Source organism: Halomonas eurihalina (assembly GCF_008274785.1).
Lineage (GTDB): Bacteria > Pseudomonadota > Gammaproteobacteria > Pseudomonadales > Halomonadaceae > Halomonas > Halomonas eurihalina.
On record NZ_VTPU01000019.1, the window covers coordinates 1 to 20,969 of the forward strand.

General features: G+C 63.1%; 15 protein-coding genes and 4 tRNA genes. 12 read left to right on the top strand and 7 right to left on the bottom strand.

Annotated elements, in window-relative coordinates; all coding sequences use genetic code 11:
• Window positions 1–174: 174 nt before the first annotated feature.
• The 6 genes from FZZ93_RS15685 (at window position 175) to FZZ93_RS15710 (ending at window position 7,460) form a co-directional block, all read left to right on the top strand.
• Entirely contained in the window at window positions 175–1,548 is a 1,374-nt protein-coding gene (locus FZZ93_RS15685) for an MFS transporter (RefSeq protein WP_149323245.1), read from the top strand.
• Between the two features lie 26 nt (window positions 1,549–1,574).
• On the top strand, window positions 1,575–2,552 hold the full coding sequence (locus tag FZZ93_RS15690) for a glycoside hydrolase family 43 protein (RefSeq protein WP_149323246.1): 978 nt from the start codon (window positions 1,575–1,577) through the stop codon (window positions 2,550–2,552).
• Between the two features lie 102 nt (window positions 2,553–2,654).
• A complete protein-coding gene (gene araD1, locus FZZ93_RS15695; protein WP_149323247.1) occupies window positions 2,655–3,659 on the top strand; it encodes an AraD1 family protein in 1,005 nt (334 codons plus the stop codon).
• Window positions 3,660–3,766: 107 nt separating this feature from the next.
• Window positions 3,767–5,344, top strand: coding sequence for an aldehyde dehydrogenase (NADP(+)) (locus tag FZZ93_RS15700; protein ID WP_149323248.1), 1,578 nt, complete (start codon window positions 3,767–3,769; stop codon window positions 5,342–5,344).
• A 90-nt stretch (window positions 5,345–5,434) separates the two neighbouring features.
• Entirely contained in the window at window positions 5,435–6,601 is a 1,167-nt protein-coding gene (locus FZZ93_RS15705; protein ID WP_149323249.1) for a fumarylacetoacetate hydrolase family protein, read from the top strand.
• 94 nt (window positions 6,602–6,695) lie between these two features.
• Entirely contained in the window at window positions 6,696–7,460 is a 765-nt protein-coding gene (locus tag FZZ93_RS15710) for a FadR/GntR family transcriptional regulator (protein WP_149323250.1), read from the top strand.
• Window positions 7,461–7,589: 129 nt separating this feature from the next.
• Here the strand turns inward: FZZ93_RS15710 and FZZ93_RS15715 are convergent.
• Window positions 7,590–7,665 (bottom strand) — tRNA-Ala (locus tag FZZ93_RS15715).
• A gap of 237 nt (window positions 7,666–7,902) precedes the next feature.
• Here FZZ93_RS15715 and uvrY point away from each other — a divergent pair.
• From uvrY to FZZ93_RS15745, 6 genes are all read left to right on the top strand, one after another.
• Complete coding sequence (gene uvrY, locus FZZ93_RS15720; RefSeq protein ID WP_149323251.1) at window positions 7,903–8,550, top strand: UvrY/SirA/GacA family response regulator transcription factor; 648 nt, start codon at window positions 7,903–7,905, stop codon at window positions 8,548–8,550.
• 59 nt (window positions 8,551–8,609) lie between these two features.
• Window positions 8,610–10,424, top strand: coding sequence for an excinuclease ABC subunit UvrC (gene uvrC, locus FZZ93_RS15725; protein WP_149323302.1), 1,815 nt, complete (start codon window positions 8,610–8,612; stop codon window positions 10,422–10,424).
• A gap of 72 nt (window positions 10,425–10,496) precedes the next feature.
• Window positions 10,497–11,045: a CDP-diacylglycerol--glycerol-3-phosphate 3-phosphatidyltransferase gene (gene pgsA, locus FZZ93_RS15730; RefSeq protein ID WP_149323252.1), complete on the top strand. Its 549-nt coding sequence runs from the start codon at window positions 10,497–10,499 to the stop codon at window positions 11,043–11,045.
• A 62-nt stretch (window positions 11,046–11,107) separates the two neighbouring features.
• A tRNA-Gly gene (locus tag FZZ93_RS15735) sits at window positions 11,108–11,182 on the top strand.
• A gap of 27 nt (window positions 11,183–11,209) precedes the next feature.
• Window positions 11,210–11,283 (top strand) — tRNA-Cys (locus FZZ93_RS15740).
• Between the two features lie 42 nt (window positions 11,284–11,325).
• A tRNA-Leu gene (locus FZZ93_RS15745) sits at window positions 11,326–11,412 on the top strand.
• A 282-nt stretch (window positions 11,413–11,694) separates the two neighbouring features.
• Here FZZ93_RS15745 and hemN read toward each other — a convergent pair.
• Genes hemN through FZZ93_RS15775 form a run of 6 tightly spaced genes read right to left on the bottom strand, consistent with a single transcriptional unit; the run spans window position 11,695 to window position 20,758 of the window.
• Window positions 11,695–13,080 (bottom strand): oxygen-independent coproporphyrinogen III oxidase, encoded by a 1,386-nt coding sequence (gene hemN / locus FZZ93_RS15750; RefSeq protein WP_149323253.1) that lies wholly within the window; start codon window positions 13,078–13,080, stop codon window positions 11,695–11,697.
• A gap of 44 nt (window positions 13,081–13,124) precedes the next feature.
• Window positions 13,125–13,937: a peptidylprolyl isomerase gene (locus FZZ93_RS15755; protein WP_149323254.1), complete on the bottom strand. Its 813-nt coding sequence runs from the start codon at window positions 13,935–13,937 to the stop codon at window positions 13,125–13,127.
• A 24-nt stretch (window positions 13,938–13,961) separates the two neighbouring features.
• A complete protein-coding gene (gene narI / locus FZZ93_RS15760) occupies window positions 13,962–14,639 on the bottom strand; it encodes a respiratory nitrate reductase subunit gamma (protein ID WP_149323255.1) in 678 nt (225 codons plus the stop codon).
• The gene (narJ, locus tag FZZ93_RS15765; RefSeq protein ID WP_149323256.1) at window positions 14,636–15,415 is read right to left on the bottom strand and encodes a nitrate reductase molybdenum cofactor assembly chaperone; all 780 of its coding nucleotides are present in this window, start codon (window positions 15,413–15,415) and stop codon (window positions 14,636–14,638) included. Before narJ ends, narI begins: the two co-directional genes overlap by 4 nt.
• Complete coding sequence (gene narH / locus FZZ93_RS15770; protein WP_149323257.1) at window positions 15,408–16,973, bottom strand: nitrate reductase subunit beta; 1,566 nt, start codon at window positions 16,971–16,973, stop codon at window positions 15,408–15,410. The genes narJ and narH overlap by 8 nt, the downstream gene beginning before the upstream one ends.
• Window positions 16,970–20,758, bottom strand: coding sequence for a nitrate reductase subunit alpha (locus FZZ93_RS15775; RefSeq protein ID WP_149323258.1), 3,789 nt, complete (start codon window positions 20,756–20,758; stop codon window positions 16,970–16,972). The genes narH and FZZ93_RS15775 overlap by 4 nt, the downstream gene beginning before the upstream one ends.
• Window positions 20,759–20,969 lie beyond the last annotated feature (211 nt).

A 20,969-nucleotide genomic window follows, 5' to 3' on the forward strand; every position in this document is an offset into this window, starting at 1 on the left:
CTGTTGCCGTTCATCGCCTTGCAGCTGTGTGTGCTGTTCGCGCTGTTGTTCTGGCCGAACCTGGCGATGTGGCTGGTGAACTAACTGGCTGTGAACCAGCCCCTCATGACCATTCAACACATCATTCAACAAACCATTCAATACGCCATCCAACAACGCCAAGGAAGCAAAGTAATGACGACGCGACGCCTGACCTACCTGGAAAAAGTGGGATTCGGCAGCGGGGACATGGCGATCAACATCGTGATTTCCTCGATGTTTCTGATCATCTCGTTCTTCTACACGGACATCTTTGGCCTGAAGCCGAGCCACATGGGTATTCTCTTTCTCGTGGCTCGCCTGGTGGATGCCATCACCGATCCTTTGATGGGCATCATCACCGATAAATTCAACAGCAAGCGCGGACGATATCGCCCCTATTTCCTGATCTTTTCGGTCCCTTTCGGTATTTCCGTGCTGCTGCTTTTCACCACGCCGGACTGGAGCTATAACGCCAAGCTGGTGTGGGCCTATTCCACCTACCTGTTCGTCACCCTGATGTTCACGTCCGTGACGATTCCTTACATTTCGTTGATCGGTGTGCTGACGCCCGATCCTCAGGATCGGCTCTCCGCCAACGGTTATCGACTCTTCTTCGCCAAGATTGCAGCCTTTCTCGTTACCATCATCGTGCCCAAGCTGGCCGAATACGTGGGTGGTGAAAACCTCCAGTTCGGCTACCAGTTTTCCATGGGATTGATGGGCGGGCTGGCCACCCTGCTCTTCCTTTTTTGCTATGCCAACACCACTGAACGGGTACAGCACACCATCGAGGACAAACCACTGCGTTCGCAGTTGCGCATCCTGAAGAAGAACGATCAATGGCTGGTGCTATGCGCTGTCTGCTTCACCGGCACCCTGGGCTATGTGATACGCAGCTCGGTGGCCGCCTACTATGCCAAATATTACCTGGGCGCCGATGCCACCATGCTGTCGGCCTTCCTCACCACGGGCGTCAGCGCGGCAATACTGGCCATGATCGCCTCGACATGGTTGACCAAGCGCCACTGCAAGATCCAGCTATTCCGCTGGAGCCAGCTGGCGGTGGGTGCCTTGAGCGTGCTGATGTTCGTCGCTGTAGGCCCGGGAGATATCGCCCTCGCCTTCGTGTTGTACTTTCTCATTTCCTTCATCGTCGACCTGCACGCTCCCGTTTTCTGGTCGGCGATCGCCGAATCCGTCGACTATGGCGAGGCCAAGACCGGGCAGCGTGTCTCGGGGCTCGCCTTTGGCGGCATTTCCTTCTGCCAGAAGGCTGGCATGGGGGCGGCAGGCTTTCTCGTCGGCCAACTGCTGACCTTTTTCAACTATGAAGCCAACGTCGAACAGAGCGCCTTTACCCTGACCGGCATCGCGCTGATGCTCTCGATCATTCCAGGTGTGTTCCACACCCTGATGGGTAGTCTCATGTTCAAGTACCGCATCACCAACCGCTACTACAACGCCATGCAAGACGGCGAGCTGGACGATACGACCCCAGCAGCCGTTAGCGTCAGGACATCATCATGACACCGACACGGCAACAGGAGAACGCAATGGACAAGCCTCTTGCCCCCTTGATCGAACAACGGGCGGACCCTTTCATCCACCGGCACGACAACGGCTACTATTTCATCGCTTCGGTACCCGCCTATGACAGGCTGGAACTGCGTCACGCCACCACCATCGCCGGCCTCGCCGAGGCCGAGCCGGTCACCGTCTGGGAAAAGGAAGACAACGGCCCGCTCAGCGAGCTGATCTGGGCGCCGGAACTTCACTATCATCAGGGCCGCTGGACCATCTATTTCGCCGCCGCTCCCAGCCGCGAGATTCGGGACGGTCTCTTCCAGCACCGCATGTATTGCATCGCCACCAGCGCCAGCGATCCCATGCAGGGTGAGTGGAGCCATCCCCGACAGATCGATACCAGTATCGACAGCTTCTGTCTCGATGGCACCGCCTTCCAGCATGACGGCGAGCTCTACTATGTCTGGGCGCAGAAGGAAGCCAGCATCCCGGGCAACACCAACCTCTACATCGCCCGGATGGCCACGCCGGAGACCCTCGACAGTGCGCCAGTGCGGCTTTCCATCCCCGAGTTCGACTGGGAAACGCGCGGCTTCATGGTCAATGAAGGCCCCGCCGTGCTGATTCGACACGGCCGCGTGCTGCTGACCTACTCGGCCAGCGCCACCGACGAGAACTATTGCATGGGACTGCTGTGGGCCGACCAATCCGCCGACCTGCTGAATCCGGCCAGCTGGACGAAATCGGCCAGCCCCGTGTTCACCAGCGACTCGCAGCGCTCGGTATTCGGCCCCGGACACAACAGCTTCACCGTCGCCGAGGATGGCATTACCGACATGCTGGTGTATCACGCCCGCACCTATACCGAGATCGTCGGCGATCCGCTCTGGGATCCCAATCGCCACACCTACGTCAAACCCATTGCCTGGGACGCCGATGGGTTCCCTCGCTTCGGCCGGCCATCGCTGGTGGAAACCCCGGGAGACGAGGATGTGCTTGCGGGGTGATAGCGCCGAGCCCATCCATATGTACAACATTTGGAATTATTTATTGAACATGCCATCCTGTCCCGCATGCAGCAGCGGCGACACGCCGAGGAGAATGAACCGATGCGCCTGATCCAGTGCCTGCACGAAGACCGCCTGCACGCCGCCCTGGTGGAAACCGAAACGACGGTGCGGCTCGCCGACACCGATACCTATCATCTCGCCCGCGACGCCATGGCATCGGGCCGGTCGCTTGCCGAAGTCATCGAAGCGCGCCTGACCGACACGCGCCTGGACTATGCCAAGCTCATCGACGCAGGACGCCTGATGCCGCCGCTCACGCACCCGGATCCGGCGCATTGCCTGGTCACCGGCACCGGCCTGACCCACCTGGGCAGCGCCGACGCCCGTTCGGCCATGCATGCCAAGACCCAGGCCAACGAGGAAGATTTGACCGACTCCATGCGCATGTTCAAGCTCGGCGTGGAGAACGGCAAACCCGCCGCCGGCGAGGTGGGTGCCCAGCCCGAATGGTTCTACAAGGGCGACGGCGACTGCGTGGTGCCGCCCGAAGCGCCGCTGCCCTCGCCGGCCTTCGCCCAGGATGGCGGTGAGGAACCGGAACTGGCCGGCCTGTATCTCATCGATGACAAGGGTCGTCCACGCCGTCTGGGCTTCGCCGTCGGCAACGAGTTCTCCGACCATGTCACCGAGCGCTTCAACTACCTGTGGCTGGCGCATTCCAAGCTGCGCGCCTGCAGCTTCGGACCGGAACTGCTCATCGGTTCGCTGCCCGGCCACCTCGAGGGAGTCAGCCGCATCACTCGCGATGGCGAGACGCTGTGGCAAAAACCCTTCCTGACCGGCGAGGACAACATGGCCCACAGCCTGGCCAACCTCGAGCATCACCACTTCAAGTATCCGGGCTTCCGCCGTCCCGGCGACGTGCATGTGCACTTCTTCGGCACTGCCACGCTCAGCTTCGCCGACGGCATTCAGCCGCGCGAGGGCGATCGCTTCGAGATCGAGATTCCGGCCTTCGGCCGCGCCCTGCGCAATCCGCTGACCCAGGAAACAACCCACAACGACACGGACGTTTCACCGCTGACGGATGTTTCACCGCTGTAGGTACCACCCAGCTGTAGATACCATCCAGGCACTTATCCAGCCAGGTCGCTGCAGGCACCTGCGAATGTCTGAACAGCGTCCCATCGTTACCCATGAAAGGAGTGACCATGACACTAGAAGGCACGCAACTCATCGGACGTGAAACCGTTCTGGCCACGGGCGAGGCCTTCCACGCCATCGACCCGTCCACCGGCGAGACACTCCAGCCGGCCTTTCCCACTGGTGGCCAGGCCGAGGTCGAGCGCGCCAGCGAACTGGCTCGGGCGGCCTTCGACAGCTACCGCGAAACGGGGCTCGAGGCCCGGGCCCGCTTTCTCGAGACGATCGCCGACAAGATCGAGGGCATCGGCGATGAACTGATCGAGCGCGCCATGGCCGAGTCCGGCCTGCCCCGCGCACGCCTCGAGAGCGAGCGCGGCCGCACCTGCGGTCAACTGCGCCTGTTCGCCAAGGTCGTACGCGACGGTGAATGGCTCGACGTGCGCATCGACCCCGCGCTGCCCGAGCGCCAGCCCATGCCGCGAGTCGACCTGCGCCAGCGTCACGTGGCCCTGGGGCCGGTGGCCGTATTCGGCGCCAGCAACTTCCCGCTGGCCTTCTCGGTCGCCGGCGGCGATACCGCCTCGGCCCTGGCCGCCGGCTGCCCGGTGGTAGTCAAGGGACACCCCGCCCATCCCGGCACCTCGGAGCTGGTGGGCCGCGCCGTTCAGGCAGCGGTCGCCGAATGCCAGCTACCCGAAGGGGTCTTCTCCCTGCTCCAGGGCGCCGGCAACGAGATCGGCCAGGCGCTGGTCACGAACCCGAGCATCAAGGCCGTGGGCTTCACCGGTTCGCGGGCTGGCGGCACCGCCCTGGCGCGCCTGGCGCAGAACCGCCCGGAGCCGATCCCGGTCTACGCCGAGATGAGCAGCATCAACCCGGTCTTCCTGCTGCCCGAGGCCCTAGAGGCACGTGGCGAAGCACTCGCCGAAGGCTTCGTCGGCTCGCTCAACATGGGCGCCGGCCAGTTCTGCACCAACCCGGGGCTGATGATCGGCATTCAGGGTGAAGCGCTTGACGCCTTCCTGGCCACCGCCGCCAAGGCCGTCGAAGCCAGCGGCACCCAGACCATGCTGACGCCGGGCATCCGGGATGCCTATGACCGCGGCGTGGCGGCCCTGGCGTCCAGCGACAAGGCGCGCGAAGTGGCGCGTGGGCAATCCAGTGACGCCCCCAATCAGTGCCAGACAGGCCTGTTCGTGACCAAGGCCAAGGACTTCCTCGCCGACGAGACGCTCCAGGCAGAAGTCTTCGGTGCCACCTCGCTGGTAGTGAGCTGCGCCGACCAGGACGAGGTCAAGCGTGTCGCCGAACATCTCGAGGGGCAGCTCACCGCGACCCTGCAGATGGACGATGCCGACGTCGACTTTGCCCGTGACCTGCTGCCGACCCTGGAGCGTCGCGCCGGTCGCGTGATGGTCAACGGCTGGCCCACCGGGGTCGAGGTATGCCATGCCATGGTGCATGGCGGCCCCTATCCGGCCACGTCCGACTCGCGCACCACCTCGGTGGGCAGCGCGGCGATCCACCGCTTCCTGCGTCCGGTGTGCTACCAGAACCTGCCCCAGGCGCTATTGCCCGAAGCCCTGCGCGACGGCAACCCGCATGGCGTCAGCCGACTGGTGGACGGCCAGCGCGAGCACTGAGCCGACGACAGAAACAGGCGGACTATCGGATCGGCGGCACCATCGGGGCCGCCGATCCCGTCACGTCGTTTTTCACAGGATGACACTCCCATGTCTCAGGACAATCGACTCCCCGACGATCACCACCAGGCTTTGCTGGTCGGCCGGGTCTGGCGCGATACGCCGGAAGGTCCCGCACTGGTGATCGTGCGCGGCGGCCAAGTCATTGATATCTCCCACTCGATCGGCAACATGGCCGATCTGCTCGACCGCAGCGACGCCGCGCGCTGGGCCAGCTCCGCCACAGGCCCTGTACTGTGCGATGTCACGACCTTGCTCGACAACTCCGAGCGTTCGCCGCAAGTCGCCCCGCACCTGCTGGCGCCTTGCGATATCCAGGCCATCAAGGCCTGCGGCGTCACTTTCGCCGTCAGCCTGCTCGAGCGCGTCATCGAGGAACAGGCCGGCGGCGATCCGGGCCGGGCCGCCGAGTTACGTAAGGAGATGCAGCGGTTGATCGGCGGAGATCTGTCGCGGATCGCCCCGGGCTCCGACGAGGCCATGGCCCTGCGTGACGAACTCAAGGCCCGTGGTGCCTGGTCGCAATACATGGAAGTCGGTATCGGCCCGGACGCCGAGGTATTCACCAAGGCCCAGCCGCTCTCCTCGGTGGGTTTCGGCGCCTGGGTGGGCCTGCATCCGGCCTCGCGCTGGAACAACCCCGAACCCGAGATCGTGCTGGCCGTGAACGCGGCGGGCATACCGGTCGGCGCCACCCTGGGCAACGACGTCAACCTTCGCGACATCGAAGGGCGCAGCGCCCTGCTGCTGGGCAAGGCCAAGGACAACAACGCCTCATGCGCCATCGGCCCCTTCATTCGCCTGTTCGACGATCACTTCACCATGGACGACGTGCGCAGCGCCATGGTCGAACTGCGCATCGACGGCGAGGATGACGGCTTCAGGCTCGAGGACACGAGCGACATGCGCGAGATCAGCCGCTCACCGGAGGACTTGGTCGGCCAGACCATCGGCGCCCATCACCAATATCCGGATGGCTTCATGCTGTTCCTTGGCACCATGTTCTCGCCGATCCAGGATCGCGACGGGCCGGGCCAGGGGTTTACCCACCACCCAGGCGACACCGTGACCATCGCAACACCACGTCTTGGTACCCTGGTCAATCGCGTGGGACGAAGCGACCGCTTGCCGCCCTGGAGCTATGGCATTCGGCGCTGGCTGGCCGATCAGCAACGTTCGTCCACCAACCGGACGTGACGCCAGTGGCGTAGCCGCAACTTCTGTGCCCACCCGGATTGCGGCTATGTTTAAACATAGGCTAGGATCATCGCCATTTCTGCGGAGCCCGTCAGTGCCAGCAACTTCCCGCCCCTCGCGTGTACGCCCTTCCATCGCCGAGCATCTCGCCGAAGCCATCTTCTCCGGCCGCTATCGACCCGGCGATTTCGTCCCCAAGGAAGTCGACCTGGCCCAGCAATTCGAGCTCAACCGCTCAGCGGTGCGCAGCGATCTTCGCATGCTGGTCGATGTCGGCATCATTGAACGCATCTCGGGCCATGGTTCCAAGGTTCGTGACTACGAAGCCTGGAACATCCTTGACCCGCAGGTCACCGACTGGATGACGCGCTATGCCGCGCCCAACCCGAGAATCCAGCGGGAGATTCTCGCCTTTCGCCTCGACGTCGAGCCCTATGTGGCAATGACCGCCGCCCGACGCGCCACCGCCCGCGATCTGGTCGCCATCGAGGAAGCCTTCGACGGCATGGGCAAGCACCTGAACGATACCTCCGGCGAGGAACAGCGCCGCCTGCATACCGAGCATGATGTCGCCTTTCACGTTGCCATCTTCAAGGCAACCCACAACATCGTCTGGGCCCAGCTTTCGCACATACTAAGGCCCTCGATCCATCTGCTGATCGAGACGTCGAACATCAGTGCCACCGACCCTGAAGCCAGTCTCGAACGTCACCGTCAGGTCATGGAGAGCATTCGCGCACGGCGCCCCGCCGAGGCCTTTCGCGCCGCCCAGGCAGTCCTGGCAGGCACTGCCTCGGCGCTGGGCATCGAGCCGGGAGAAGGCACCCTGGGCGGCCAGGCCATACCGCCCAACGATTGAGCCACCGCCACCTCTCATGACGCCCGAGGCGAGCCACTGGCACCGTCGGGCCGTCATCATTGTTCATCCGACCAGCCACGAAAAAGCCGCCTGATGCATTGCACCAGGCGGCTGATTCTCGAAAACTGTTGGTGGAGCCTAGCGGGATCGAACCGCTGACCTCAACACTGCCAGTGTTGCGCTCTCCCAGCTGAGCTAAGGCCCCACATGTACTCGCCGTTGCGAGAACGAGGCGTATGTTATTCATTGAAGCGCGACTCGTCAACCCAAGGATCAGCAAAATGATAAAAAACGTTACCGAGACGCCATCACCAATTCCACTTAACCCCGTGTTATGCCAAGGTATGCGCAATTCAACGGAGGCTGCTCAGCCAGTCTCGCGCCCCTCTCGGCGCGAGCCATGTCCCTGCATTTTGTCCACCGCACAGTTAGGAGTTCCTTCTTGATCAGGGTTCTCGTCGCCGATGACCATCACTTGGTGAGGACCAGCATCGCCCATCTGCTGAATGACGAACCAGGCATCAGCGTGATCGGTGAAGCTGCCGATGGCGAACAAGCCATTGGTCAGGCCCGCCAACTCAAGCCGGATGTCATCCTGATGGATATCCGCATGCCCGGCATAGGCGGTCTGGAGGCCACCCGCAAGATCACCCGCCTGACCAGCGACGTGCGCATCCTGGTATTGACCGCCTTCATCGAGGAAGCCTTTGCCCAGCGCCTGCTCGAGGCCGGCGCCCACGGTTTTATCAGCAAGGGATCGCAGCACGACGAGATGGTCAAGGCAATCCACAGCGTGTTTGGCGGGAAGCGCTATATCAGCCCCGACATCGCCCAACGCCTGGTACTGTTTAGCATCGACTCCAACGACAACCCCTTCGACCTGCTTTCCCAGCGTGAACTCCAGGTCGCCATGATGATCGTCAACTGCCAGAAGGTCGCCGACATCGCCGACCGCATGTTCCTGAGCCCCAAGACCGTCAACACCTACCGCTACCGCATTTTCGAAAAGCTCGACGTGCATTCCGATGTGGAGCTGACCCACCTGGCACTACGATACGGGCTGGTGGACGGCTTCAGCGAGGCAGACTAACCCAAGCCGGTAACGGGTCTGATAGGATGAATGCCGTTTCATCCGTTACCGGCATCCCGATGAGCTTCGATTCTCGCCAGTTTCTCGACACCATCACCGAATCCCCCGGGGTCTATCGCATGCTCGACGAGCAAGGCGATACGCTTTATGTCGGCAAGGCCCGGCGCCTCAAGGCGCGCCTGGCCAGCTATTTTCGCGGTACGCTCAACACCAAGACCCAGGCCTTGGTCTCGCGCATCGCCGACATCCAGGTCACGGTCACCAACAGCGAAACCGAGGCCCTGCTGCTCGAACAAACCCTGATCAAGGAGCAGCGTCCGCCCTATAACATCCTGCTGCGCGACGACAAGTCCTACCCGTTCGTCTTCGTCACCGACCGCCACCCGTACCCGGCGCTGGAATACAAGCGGGCCCGCACTCGGCATGGCGATGGCCGCTATCTCGGCCCCTACCCCAGCAGCGGCGCAGTGCGTGAAAGCCTGTCACTGATGCAGAAGATCTTTCGCATCCGCAATTGCGAGGACAGTGTCTTCGCCCACCGCAGCCGCCCGTGCCTGCAGTATCAGATCGGCCGCTGCAGCGCCCCGTGCGTGGGTTATATCGACGAGGACGATTACCGCCGCGACCTGGAACATGCCGTGCAATGCCTGGAAGGCAAGAGCGAGATGGTGACCCAGGAACTCACCCGGGACATGGAAGCCGCCAGCCAGGCGCTCGACTTCGAAGAAGCGGCGCGCCTGCGGGACCAGATCCAGCAATTGCGCCAGCTTCAGCAGCGCCAGTTCGTCGATACCGGCAGCGGCGACGCCGACATCTTCGCCCTGGCGAGTCGCCCCGGCGCCCTGTGCATCTCGGTGCTCTCGGTGCGCGGCGGCCGGTTGCTGGGCGCACGCCACCACACGCCAAGCAATGGCCTCGACCTGACGCCCGACACACTGCTTGGCGATTTCATCAGCCAGTACTATCTCGGCCAGGCACGCGAGATTCCTGCCGAGATCATCACCAGTCATGCGCTGTCCGATACCGACCTGATTGCCCGAGCCCTGGAGACGTTTGCCGGGAAACGCGTGCGCCTCACCGCACGGGTGCGCGGCCATCGAGCTCAATGGCAGGAACTCGCACGTACCAACGCCGAACAGCAGCTTGCCTCCCAACTGGCCAGTCAGGCTCAGCTCGCTCAGCGCTTCGCCTCCCTGAGCGATGCCCTGTCGCTCGAACAGGTACCGGCCCGCCTCGAGTGCTTCGATATCAGCCACAGCCACGGCGAAGCTACGGTGGCATCCTGTGTGGTCTTCGACGTCAACGGTCCTCGCAAGTCCGACTACCGGCGCTTCAACATCAAGAATATCGAAGCCGGTGACGACTACGCCGCCATGCGCCAGGCCCTGACGCGACGTTTCAAGCGGCTCAAGGACGGCGAGGGAGAAGCGCCCGACCTGCTGATCGTCGATGGCGGCAAGGGCCAGCTCAACATGGCCCGGGAGGTCTTCGCCGAACTCGGCGTCGAGGGTGTGAGGCTCATCGGCGTGGCCAAGGGCACGACCCGCAAGGCAGGGCTCGAGACACTGTTCATCGAGACCCCTGACCGTACTCTGGATCTCGACACCTCCTCGCCCGCCCTGCACCTGCTGCAGCATATCCGTGATGAGTCACACCGCTTCGCCATCACCGGACATCGTACTCGGCGCGACAAGGCCCGACGCACGTCGACGCTTCAGGACATTCCCGGGGTCGGGCCTCGTCGACGGCGCGAGTTGTTGCGCTTCTTCGGCGGCTTGCAGGGCGTCAAGCAAGCGAGCCGCGAGGAACTCGCACGGGTTCCCGGCATCAGCACAACGCTCGCCGAGTCGATTCATCGCGCCCTGCATGGATGAGTGGCCACAAGGCGGATAGAATAGATGGGCTTTTTCCGGCATCCCCCCTTCAAGGCAAGGATCGCAGCTCCGATGAACATACCCAATCTCCTGACGTTGGCCAGAATCATCTTTATTCCGCTGCTGGTGGTGTTCTTCTACCTGCCCTTCTCATGGAGCATGCCACTGGCCGCCGCCCTCTTTGCTCTGGCCTCGGTGACGGATTGGCTGGATGGTTTTCTGGCACGCCGCTGGGATCAGTCGACACCGTTCGGCGCCTTCCTCGACCCGGTCGCCGACAAGCTGATGGTCGCGGTGGCCCTGGCACTGCTGATCGAACGCTATGACGCCATCTGGCTGACCCTGCCGGCGCTGGTGATCATCGGTCGCGAAATCGTCATTTCGGCATTGCGGGAATGGATGGCTGAAATGGGCAAACGCGGCACGGTGGCGGTCTCCTGGATCGGCAAGCTCAAGACCACGCTCCAGATGGTCGCCCTGCTGCTGCTGCTGGCCTTCTCGCCGGGTGCCCCCATCGCCGTGTTGGGCGTCGTCACGCTTTATTTCTCCGCACTGCTGACACTCTGGTCGATGGTCCAGTATCTGCGTGCCGCCTGGCCACACCTGGCCCGCTCGATGTAACGACATCACGGAAAAGCGTTTGACAGTCACCGACTTATCCGTATAATGCGTCCTCGAGTCGAGCGGGAATAGCTCAGTGGTAGAGCATCGCCTTGCCAAGGCGAGGGTCGCGAGTTCGAATCTCGTTTCCCGCTCCATTCCTCGAGAATGGCAAGACTCCAAGAGGCTGGATGGCAGAGTGGTTATGCAGCGGACTGCAACTCCGTGTACGCCGGTTCGATTCCGACTCCAGCCTCCATTTTTCCCCTCCCGTATCATCTATCCAATCTGATCGAATCCCGCCCGGATGGCGAAATTGGTAGACGCAAGGGACTTAAAATCCCTCGGTGGCAACACCGTGCCGGTTCGAGCCCGGCTCCGGGCACCATCTTAAAATCAATATGTTATGTTGATTTCCTCTCTTTGTGATTGCTGATTTTCCTTCGATTAGCCACCCAAAAGTGTCCACCATGACACGTCAGGGCTCTACCTCCCACTATCAGTATTAACCGGTCGCCCGCCTTGGTTGGTGACTCTCTGGTCAGCGACTAGCGGCTCACATTCACCTTCGATGGCGAGGATGCCATCCTGGTTGACTATCAGGATTACCATCAGAAGGTCGCATGAACCGCATGCATAACCCCGCGCCCATGCTCGGCCTTCCCGTCGGTCAGATGGTGCGCGAGAACCTCTGCTGCCCGCCATCCAGATAAGCGTCGAAGGCCATCGCCAGGTTGCGCATCATCAAGCGACCGGCCGGGAGTACCGCCAGCGCGTCATCGCGTAGCTCGATCAGCCCGTCGGCGGCAGGCTCCACCAATCGTTCCAGGGCTTCGGCGAAGTAGTCGCCAAAGTCGATTCCATGACGCGCTTCCAAACCAGGGATATCGACGAGTCCCTGACACATCAGGCCATGAATGACATCGCCACGCAGCCGGTCATCGTCACTCAAGCGATAACCGCGCTTCACTGGTAACCGACCGTCCTCCAGACGTTGCCGATACTGGGCAATGTCCTTGGCGTTCTGGCTGTAGGTGTCGCCAACTCTGCCGATGGCGGTAATGCCCAGCCCCACCAGGTCGCAGTCGGCATGGGTCGAGTAACCCTGGAAGTTGCGTTGCAAGGTGCCATTCTGACCTGCCAGGCAGAGCTCATCCTCGGGCAAGGCGAAGTGATCCATGCCGATATAGTCGTAGCCCGCACCGCAAAGCCGCTCGATGGTCAGCTCCAACAGTTCCAGCTTGCGCTCCGGCGGAGGCATGTCAGCGGGGCGAATCAGCCGCTGGGCCTTGAAGTGCCCCGGAAGGTGCGCATAGCTGTAGGCGGCGATACGGTCCGGACGCAGCGCAATGAGCTTGGCCAGGGTGGCGTCGAAGCTGGAAAGGGTCTGCCGTGGCAGGCCGTAGATCAAATCGACACTGAGCGAATCGAAACCCGCCTCACGGGCCGCCGCCATCAAGGCTGCCACCTGCTCCTCCCCCTGCACGCGATTCACCGCGCGCTGCACCTCGATATCGAAGTCCTGTACGCCGAGGCTGAGTCGGTTGAAGCCCAGGCCACGCAGTGCGCTGACCTGCTCCGGCGTCACGGTGCGAGGATCCAATTCGATCGAGAATTCGCGCTCGCCTTCCGGGGCGAAATGAAAGGCATTGTCCAGCGCCTCCAGCAATGCCCTCAACTGAGCATGACTCAAATAGGTCGGCGTGCCGCCTCCCAGATGCAACTGCGTCATGCGCCGCTCGTCGTCGAACAAGGCGCCCTGCACTTCGATCTCGCGAATCAACCAGCCCAGATATTCGGCGGCACGCTGGGTATTGTGGGTAATGATCTTGTTGCAGGCACAGTAATAGCAAAGGCTCTTGCAGAACGGGATGTGCACATAAGCCGACAACGGCTTGGGCGACACGGCCCGGTTGCTGCGCGCAGCGGCACCACGGTAGTCGTCCTCGACGAAAACCTCGCTGAACTGCGGCGCGGTAGGATATGACGTATAGCGCGGCCCCGGCCGGTCATACTTTTCCACCAGACGGCGATCGAACAGTAAATCGTGCGGCATGACAGACAACGCCTTGTGAGTGGGAGTGATGGACAACATGCGCCCTACTGCATCAATACACGATCGACATCCTCATCGAGCTCGATGCCCTTCACGCCGATCTCGGCCACCAGCGCCAGCAGGTAGTGGCGCAGGGCACGCCGCGAGGCCTGTTCGCGCAGGCAGTGACGCACTCGATCGACGACCCGTTCGAAGGCTGGCTCGCGGCCCTCGACGCGCCGATCGATGACCACCACGTGCCAACCATAGCGCGAGGCCAGCGGCCGGTCGTGGAGCCCCTCGGGCAAGTGCTGCAGGGCGCGGTCGAGTTCGGGCACCGTCTGGCCGGGCTGCAGCCAGCCCAGCTCACCGCCCTGATCCTTCGAGGGGCAGGCGGAGTGGCGCTGGGCGAGTTCGGTAAAGCGCTCCGGGTGCTCGGTCAACTGCTCGATGAGCCGCCTTCCCTGCCGATAGCCGGCGTCACGCGCTTCGGCATCGTCCGGCGCCGCTGCCAACAGCACATGGCGCACCTCGAGGCGGGTCGGCTCGCGGAACCGCTCGGGATGGGCCGCGTGAAAGCGTCGGCAGTCCGCCTCGGTGGGCTCGGGCACCTCGAGTTCACGATCCAGCAAGGCGGCGATGGCCGCTTCGCTGTCGTCCTGCGAGTCCCCCGCCAGCCCCAGATGCTCGGCCCGCTGGCACAGCAGCTCGCGCACCACCAGCGCCCGGGCAGCCTTGAAGTGAGCGTCTCCGGCGCTGTCGGCCGGGTGATATTGCATCTCGCGGGCGATCTCGTCCTCCTCGATCAGCGTCTCGCCGACCCAAATGGAGGACGCCGTCGCGCCTCCGGGAAGCTGCTCGATAGCGATCTCTTGCATGGTCGTGTCTCCCGGAAATATCGGTCAGGCCCGGCGGCGAACGATCTGGTAGCGCCGGGCGATGTAGCCCAGCGGTGCGCTCCAGACGTGCACCAGGCGGGTGAAGGGGAAGACCAGGACGATGGTCAGGCCGACGAAGATATGCAGCTTGTAGATCCAGCCGATACCCACCAGATAATCCGCGGCACCACCCTGGAAGAAGACGATGGCCTGCGCCCAGTGGGCAAGCCGGAGCATCACGCCGCCATCCAGGTGGCCCAGCGCCGGGATGATGGTGAGCAGTCCAAGAGTCACCTGCACCACCAGCAGCAGGATGATGACGGTGTCCATGGGGCTCGACGAGGCCTTGACCCGTGCATTGGTCAGGCGGCGCCAGGCCAGCATGGCGCCGCCGACCAGGCACATCACCCCGGCGATGCCGCCGATCAGGATGGCGATCACCTGCTTGGTGCCGGCACTCATGAAGGGTGCATAGACCCAATGCGGGGTCAGCAGGCCGACCAGGTGACCGAAGAAGATCACCAGGATGCCAATGTGGAAGAGGTTGCTGGCCAGGCGCATGCGGCTCGACGACAGCATCTGGCTGGAGCCGGTCTTCCAGGTGTACTGGCCGTGATCGAAACGCAGCAGGCTGCCGATGAGGAAAACACTGCCGGCGAGATAGGGGTAGAGCCCGAACAGCAGGGTGTGGAAATAACTCATGACGGATCTCCTTGTGGCCGTGCGGTCGGGTCGAGAACCCGCACCGCCTCGCTGTGCGCCGCCCGCTTGCGCTCGGCGAGCCGCCGCCCCTCGGCGGACTGCAGGGCGCAGTCCTGGTCGGATTCGGCGGAGAAACGCACTGCCTCCTCTTCCCAGACCGCATCCAGCGCCTCGGGGGTGTTATCGGGTGCTTCCTGCTTCACCGTTTCGCGATGCGCATCGACATCGCCCTCGGCGCCGATCAGCCCCAGCAGCGCCAGGGGCACCAGAGCGTGATCGGCCTCGCGCTCCTCCAAACGAGCGGTGAGCCGTGCCAGAATATGGCGGATCTCGCCCAGCCAGCGGCCGATCTCGGCCTCCGAGCGGGTGGAGAGATACTCCAGAAACAATGGCAGATAGTCCGGCAGCTCGCGGGCATCGAGCTCGAAGCCCGCGGCGCGATACTCGCCCAGCAGGTCGACCATGGCCTGGCCTCGGGCACGGGATTCGCCGTGGACATGCTCGAACAACAACAGCGAGGTGTTGCGACCGCGGTCGAACAGCGCCACGTACTCGACCTGCAGGTCGAGGAGATTGGCGTCCCGCAATCGCCGGCACCAGTCCATCAGGGCGGTACGCAGCGCCGGTCGCCAGCGCCGTTCGGCATCGAGAATCGCGATCATCTCCGGCGCGGCGGCCTGAAGCGCCTCGGTGGGGTAATCGAGCAGCCTGGCCAGCACGCGCAGGCTGCGCATGCCGCCTGCCGGACCGGGGTATGACATCGCCGCTTCAGCCATGACGACTCTCCTCGGTCTGCGCATGGGGATCAAAGACCTCCACCGGCTGGACCAGGGTGGTCGTCTGCCGGCGGCCGCCGAACAGGCCAGCGTCACTGTCGCCACCCTGGCAGCCATCGCCGAAGCTGAAGCCACAGCCACCACGTTCGCCGAAGGCGTCGGTGGCCAGCTCGCGGTGGCTGGTGGGAATCACGAAGCGATCCTCGTAGTTGGCGATGGCCAGGTAGCGGTACATCTCCTCCACCTGGGCCTCGGTCAACCCGACCTCGTCGAGCACCTCGTTTCTCGCCTCGCCTTCCACATGCTTGCCGCGCATGTAGACGCGCATTGCCATCAGCCGCTTGAGGGCCAGCACCACAGGCTCCTCCTCGCCGGCGGAAAGCATGTTGGCCAGGTACTGCACCGGGATGCGCAGCGACTCGATCTTCGGCAACACGCCGTCGTACTCGACCTTGCCCGCCTCGGCGGCGGACTGGATCGGCGACAGCGGCGGCACGTACCAGACCATCGGCAAAGTGCGGTACTCGGGGTGCAACGGCAGTGCCAGGCCCCAGTCCATGGCCAGCTTGTAGACCGGCGAGGCCTGGGCGGCGGCGATGACATTGTCGGCGATGCCGTCCTTCTTCGCCTGGGCGATCACTTCCGGGTCGTGGGGGTCGAGGAAGATCTGGCGCTGGCGATGGTAGAGATCGCGCTCGTCGACGGCACTGGCCACTTCCTCGATGCAGTCGGCATCGTAGAGCAGCACGCCCAGGTAGCGGATGCGCCCCACGCAGGTTTCGGAACAGACCGTGGGCTGGCCGGCCTCGATGCGCGGATAGCAGAAGATGCATTTCTCGGACTTGCCGCTCTTCCAGTTGTAATAGATCTTCTTGTAGGGACAGCCGGAGATGCACATCCGCCAGCCACGGCACTTGTCCTGATCGATCAGCACGATGCCGTCCTCCTCGCGCTTGTAGATCGCCCCGCTCGGGCAACTCGCCACGCAAGTGGGGTTCAGGCAGTGCTCGCAAAGCCGCGGCAGATACATCATGAAAGTGTTTTCGAACTGGCCGTAGATATCGGCCTGCACCTGTTCGAAGTTGGCATCACGGCGACGCTTGGTAAATTCGGTGCCGAGAATCTCCTCCCAGTTGGGCCCCCACTCAATCTTGTTCATGCGCTGGCCCGAGATCAGCGAGCGTGGCCGCGCGGTGGGCTGGTGCTCACCTTGCTTGGCATTGTGCAGACGCTCGTAATCGAAGGTGAAAGGCTCGTAATAGTCGTCGATCTCCGGCAGGTCGGGATTGGCGAAGATGTTCGCCAGCACCCGCCACTTGCCGCCGATGCGCGGTTCGATGCGGCCATCCTGACGACGCAACCAGCCGCCCTTCCACTTGTCCTGGTTCTCCCATTCCTTGGGATAGCCGATGCCGGGCTTGGTCTCGACGTTGTTGAACCAGGCGTACTCCATGCCCTCGCGGCTGGTCCAGACGTTCTTGCAGGTCACCGAGCAGGTGTGACATCCGATGCACTTGTCGAGGTTGAGCACCATGCCGACTTGCGAGCGAATCTTCATTTCACGGCCTCCTGCTGGTAGTCGTTGCCTTCGCCATCCAGCCAGTCGACGTGCTTCATCTTGCGTACCAGTACGAACTCGTCGCGGTTGGATCCGACGGTGCCGTAGTAGTTGAAGCCGTAGGCAAGCTGCGCATAGCCACCGATCATGTGGGTCGGCTTGGGACACACCCGGGTGACCGAGTTGTGGATGCCGCCGCGGGTGCCGGAGATCTCGGAGCCCGGCACGTTCACGTTGCGCTCCTGGGCGTGGTACATCATCACCATGCCGTTCTTGACCCGCTGGCTGACCACCGCCCGGGCGGCGATGGAACCGTTGACGTTGTACAGCTCGATCCAGTCGTTGTCCTCGATGCCTATCTCGGCGGCGTCGTCCTCGGAGAGCCAGACCACCGGCCCGCCGCGGTTCAGCGTCAGCATCAGCAGGTTGTCGGAGTAGGTGGAGTGGATCCCCCACTTCTGGTGAGGCGTGATGAAGTTCAACGCCTTGCTCGGGAAGCCGTTGTCGGCCGGCGGTTCGACGTACTTCGCCGCCTTGGTATTGATCGGCGGGCGATAGACCAACAGGCTCTCGCCGAAGGCGCGCATCCAGGCGTGATCCTGGTAGAACTGCTGGCGACCGCTGACGGTACGCCACGGAATCAGTTCATGAACGTTGGTGTAGCCGGCGTTGTAGGAAACGTGCTCGTCCTCGAGCCCCGACCAGGTGGGGCTGGAGATGATCTTGCGCGGCTGGGCGACGATGTCGCGGAAGCGGATCTTCTCCTCTTCCTTGTTGACGGCCAGATGGCTGTGGTCGCGTCCGGTGATCTTCGACAGCGCGCCCCAGGCCTTCACCGCCACCTGACCGTTGGTCTCCGGGGCGAGCGTCAGCACGGTCTCGGCGGCATCGATGGCACTCTCGATACAGGGGCGCCCCTTGGCCGGACCCTCGAGCTTGCGCCGGTTCAGTTTTCCGAGCAGTTCGACTTCCTTGTCGGTGTTCCAGTTGATGCCCTTGCCGCCGTTGCCGAGCGCTTCCAGTGCCGGGCCAAGCGAGGTGAAGCGCTCATAGGTGGCCGGGTAGTCGCGCTTGACCTCGATCAACGCCGGCAGGGTCTTGCCGGGTACCGGCTCGCACTCGCCGCGCTTCCAGTCACGCACCTCGATCTGACCAAGCTCCCCGGGGGAATCATGCTGCAACGGCAGGGTGACCAGATCGGTCTCCTTGCCCAGATGCCCCACGCAGACCCGGGAAAAGGCCTTGGCGATACCCTTGTAGATCTCCCAGTCGCTGCGCGACTCCCAGGCCGGGTCGGTGGCCGCGGTCAGAGGGTGGATGAAGGGATGCATGTCGGAGGTGTTGAGATCGTCCTTCTCGTACCAGGTCGCCGTGGGCAGCACGATGTCCGAGTAGAGACAGGTGGTCGACATCCGGAAGTCCAGGGTCACCAGCAGGTCGAGCTTGCCCTCGGGTGCCGCATCGTGCCACTTCACCTCTTCTGGCTTGGTACCGCCCTCCTCGCCCAGATCCTTGCCCTGGAGGCCATTGCGGGTGCCCAACAGATACTTGAGCATGTACTCGTGGCCCTTGCCCGAACTGCCCAGCAGATTGGAGCGCCAGATGAACATGTTGCGCGGGAAGTTCTGGGGGGCGTCGGGATCCTCGGCGGCGAATGCCAGCTCGCCGCTCTTCAAGCGCTCGACGACATAGTCGGCGGTGGACTGCCCCGCCTCGGCGGCGGATTTGGCCAGGTGCAGCGGATTGGTCGCGAGCTGCGGCGCGGATGGCAGCCAGCCCATGCGCTCGGCGCGCACGTTGAAGTCGATCAGGCTGCCCTGGTAATCGGCCGGGTTGGCCAGCGGCGAGAGAATCTCCTTGATCTCGAGCTTCTCGTAACGCCACTGCGAGGAATGGTTGTAGAAGAAGGAGGTGGAGTTCATGTGCCGCGGCGGGCGGGTCCAGTCCAGGCCGAAGGCCAGCGGCAGCCAGCCAGTCTGCGGGCGCAGCTTCTCCTGACCCACGTAGTGGGCCCAGCCACCGCCACTCTGACCGATGCAGCCACACATCACCAACATGTTGATCAGGCCGCGGTAGTTCATGTCCATGTGGTACCAGTGGTTCATGCCGGCACCGACGATGATCATCGAACGCCCACGGGTCTTGTCGGCATTGTCGGCAAACTCACGGGCGATGCGCGCGGCCTGCTCGGCGGGCACGCCGGTAATCTTCTCCTGCCAGGCCGGCGTATAGGGGCGAACCTGATCGTAGGCGGTGGCGCCGTCGTCGTCGCCCTCCTGACCGAAACCACGATCAATACCGTAGTTGGCGCACATCAGGTCGAACACGGTGACCGCCAGCACCTCGCTACCGTCGGCCTTCTTGAGGCGCTTGGTGGGCAGGCAATGGAACAGCAGCTCGTCGCTGCCGCCTTCGTTGGCGACGTGCGTGAAGTGCTCGTGGGCGATGCCGCCGAAGTAGGGAAAGGCCACCTGGGCCACCTCGTCATGGTGCTCGGCCAAGGTCAGCAGCGGCTTGATCTCCGCGCCGTCGGCATCGCGCGACTCGAGGTTCCACTTGCCCTTTTCATGTGCGTTCTCGCCGTTCTTCTCGCCCCAGCGGAAGCCGATGGAACCGTGCGGCACCACCAACTGATCGCGGGTCTCGTCCCAGGCCAGGGTCTTCCACTCGGGATTGTTGTCCTGCCCCAGGCTGGCCTCGAAGTCGCTGGCACGCATCTGGCGCCCCGGCGCATAGCTGCCGTCTTCGCGAGGCTCGAGCTCGACCAGCAAGGGCATGTCGGTGTAGCGCCGCACATAGTCGGTGAAGTAGGCACTCGGCTTGTCGAGGTGAAATTCCTTGAGGATGACATGGCCCATGGCCATGGCCAGGGCGGCATCGGTGCCCTGCTTGGCAGAGAGCCACTCGTCGGTGAGCTTGGAGACCTCGGCATAGTCCGGCGTGATGGAAACGGTCTTGGTGCCCTTGTAGCGCACCTCGGTGAAGAAGTGCGCATCCGGGGTACGTGTCTGGGGCACATTGGAGCCCCAGGCGATGATATAGCCCGAGTTGTACCAGTCAGCGGACTCCGGCACATCGGTCTGCTCGCCCCAGGTCTGGGGGCTGGCCGGCGGCAGGTCGCAGTACCAGTCGTAGAAGCTCATGCACACGCCACCGATCAGCGATAGATAGCGGCTGCCGGCGGCATAGCTGACCATCGACATGGCAGGAATCGGCGAAAAACCGATGATGCGATCCGGGCCGTACTGCTTGGCGGTGTAGACGTTGGAGGCGGCGATCAGTTCGTTGAGCTCGTCCCAGTCGGCACGCACGAATCCCCCCATGCCGCGGGCCTGCTTGTAGCGCCGGGCGCGCTGCGGATCCTCGACGATCGTCGCCCAGGCCTCGACCGGGTCACGCTGTTCGGCCAACGCCTCGCGCCACAGCTCGAGCAGCGGCTTGCGGATCAACGGGTGCTTCAGGCGATTGGCGCTGTACAGGTACCAGGAGTAGCTGGCCCCACGCGGGCAGCCACGTGGCTCATGATTGGGCAGGTCGGGCCGGGTGCGCGGATAATCGGTCTGCTGGGTCTCCCAGGTGACCAGACCGTTCTTGACGTAAATTTTCCAACTGCATGAGCCGGTACAGTTCACTCCATGGGTCGAGCGCACAATCTTGTCGTGCTGCCAGCGCTGACGATAGCCGTTCTCCCAGCCCCGATCCTCTTCACGAAGCTCTCCGTGGCCATGGGAGAAAGGAACTCGGGCCTTGCGAAAGAAGTTCAGCCGATCAATGAAATGACTCATGGTGGCTCTCCAGGCTCCTCGAAATCTGCATGACCACCGGGTCCCGCCCGTAATGAATGGGCCGGTCATCCCAGCGTGGTCATCGTGGGTAAGGATTCTGGGCGATCAAAGCGCCGATTACTGCCTGGTTACCCCTATATCGTCCGCTTCTACCTCCAAGGTGATACACGACACTTCCTCCATGGGCACATCGGCGATATCGAGGGGCATG

What these genes read in the sequence shown, in the direction of transcription:
- FZZ93_RS15685 (WP_149323245.1), top strand. Translation starts at nt 175, where the DNA reads ATGACGACGCGACGCCTGACCTACCTGGAAAAAGTGGGATTCGGCAGC.
- FZZ93_RS15690 (WP_149323246.1), top strand. Translation starts at nt 1,575, where the DNA reads ATGGACAAGCCTCTTGCCCCCTTGATCGAACAACGGGCGGACCCTTTC.
- araD1 (WP_149323247.1), top strand. Translation starts at nt 2,655, where the DNA reads ATGCGCCTGATCCAGTGCCTGCACGAAGACCGCCTGCACGCCGCCCTG.
- FZZ93_RS15700 (WP_149323248.1), top strand. Translation starts at nt 3,767, where the DNA reads ATGACACTAGAAGGCACGCAACTCATCGGACGTGAAACCGTTCTGGCC.
- FZZ93_RS15705 (WP_149323249.1), top strand. Translation starts at nt 5,435, where the DNA reads ATGTCTCAGGACAATCGACTCCCCGACGATCACCACCAGGCTTTGCTG.
- uvrC (WP_149323302.1), top strand. Translation starts at nt 8,610, where the DNA reads ATGAGCTTCGATTCTCGCCAGTTTCTCGACACCATCACCGAATCCCCC.
- pgsA (WP_149323252.1), top strand. Translation starts at nt 10,497, where the DNA reads ATGAACATACCCAATCTCCTGACGTTGGCCAGAATCATCTTTATTCCG.
- hemN (WP_149323253.1), bottom strand. Translation starts at nt 13,080, where the DNA reads ATGCCGCACGATTTACTGTTCGATCGCCGTCTGGTGGAAAAGTATGAC.
- FZZ93_RS15755 (WP_149323254.1), bottom strand. Translation starts at nt 13,937, where the DNA reads ATGCAAGAGATCGCTATCGAGCAGCTTCCCGGAGGCGCGACGGCGTCC.
- narI (WP_149323255.1), bottom strand. Translation starts at nt 14,639, where the DNA reads ATGAGTTATTTCCACACCCTGCTGTTCGGGCTCTACCCCTATCTCGCC.
- narJ (WP_149323256.1), bottom strand. Translation starts at nt 15,415, where the DNA reads ATGGCTGAAGCGGCGATGTCATACCCCGGTCCGGCAGGCGGCATGCGC.
- narH (WP_149323257.1), bottom strand. Translation starts at nt 16,973, where the DNA reads ATGAAGATTCGCTCGCAAGTCGGCATGGTGCTCAACCTCGACAAGTGC.
- FZZ93_RS15775 (WP_149323258.1), bottom strand. Translation starts at nt 20,758, where the DNA reads ATGAGTCATTTCATTGATCGGCTGAACTTCTTTCGCAAGGCCCGAGTT.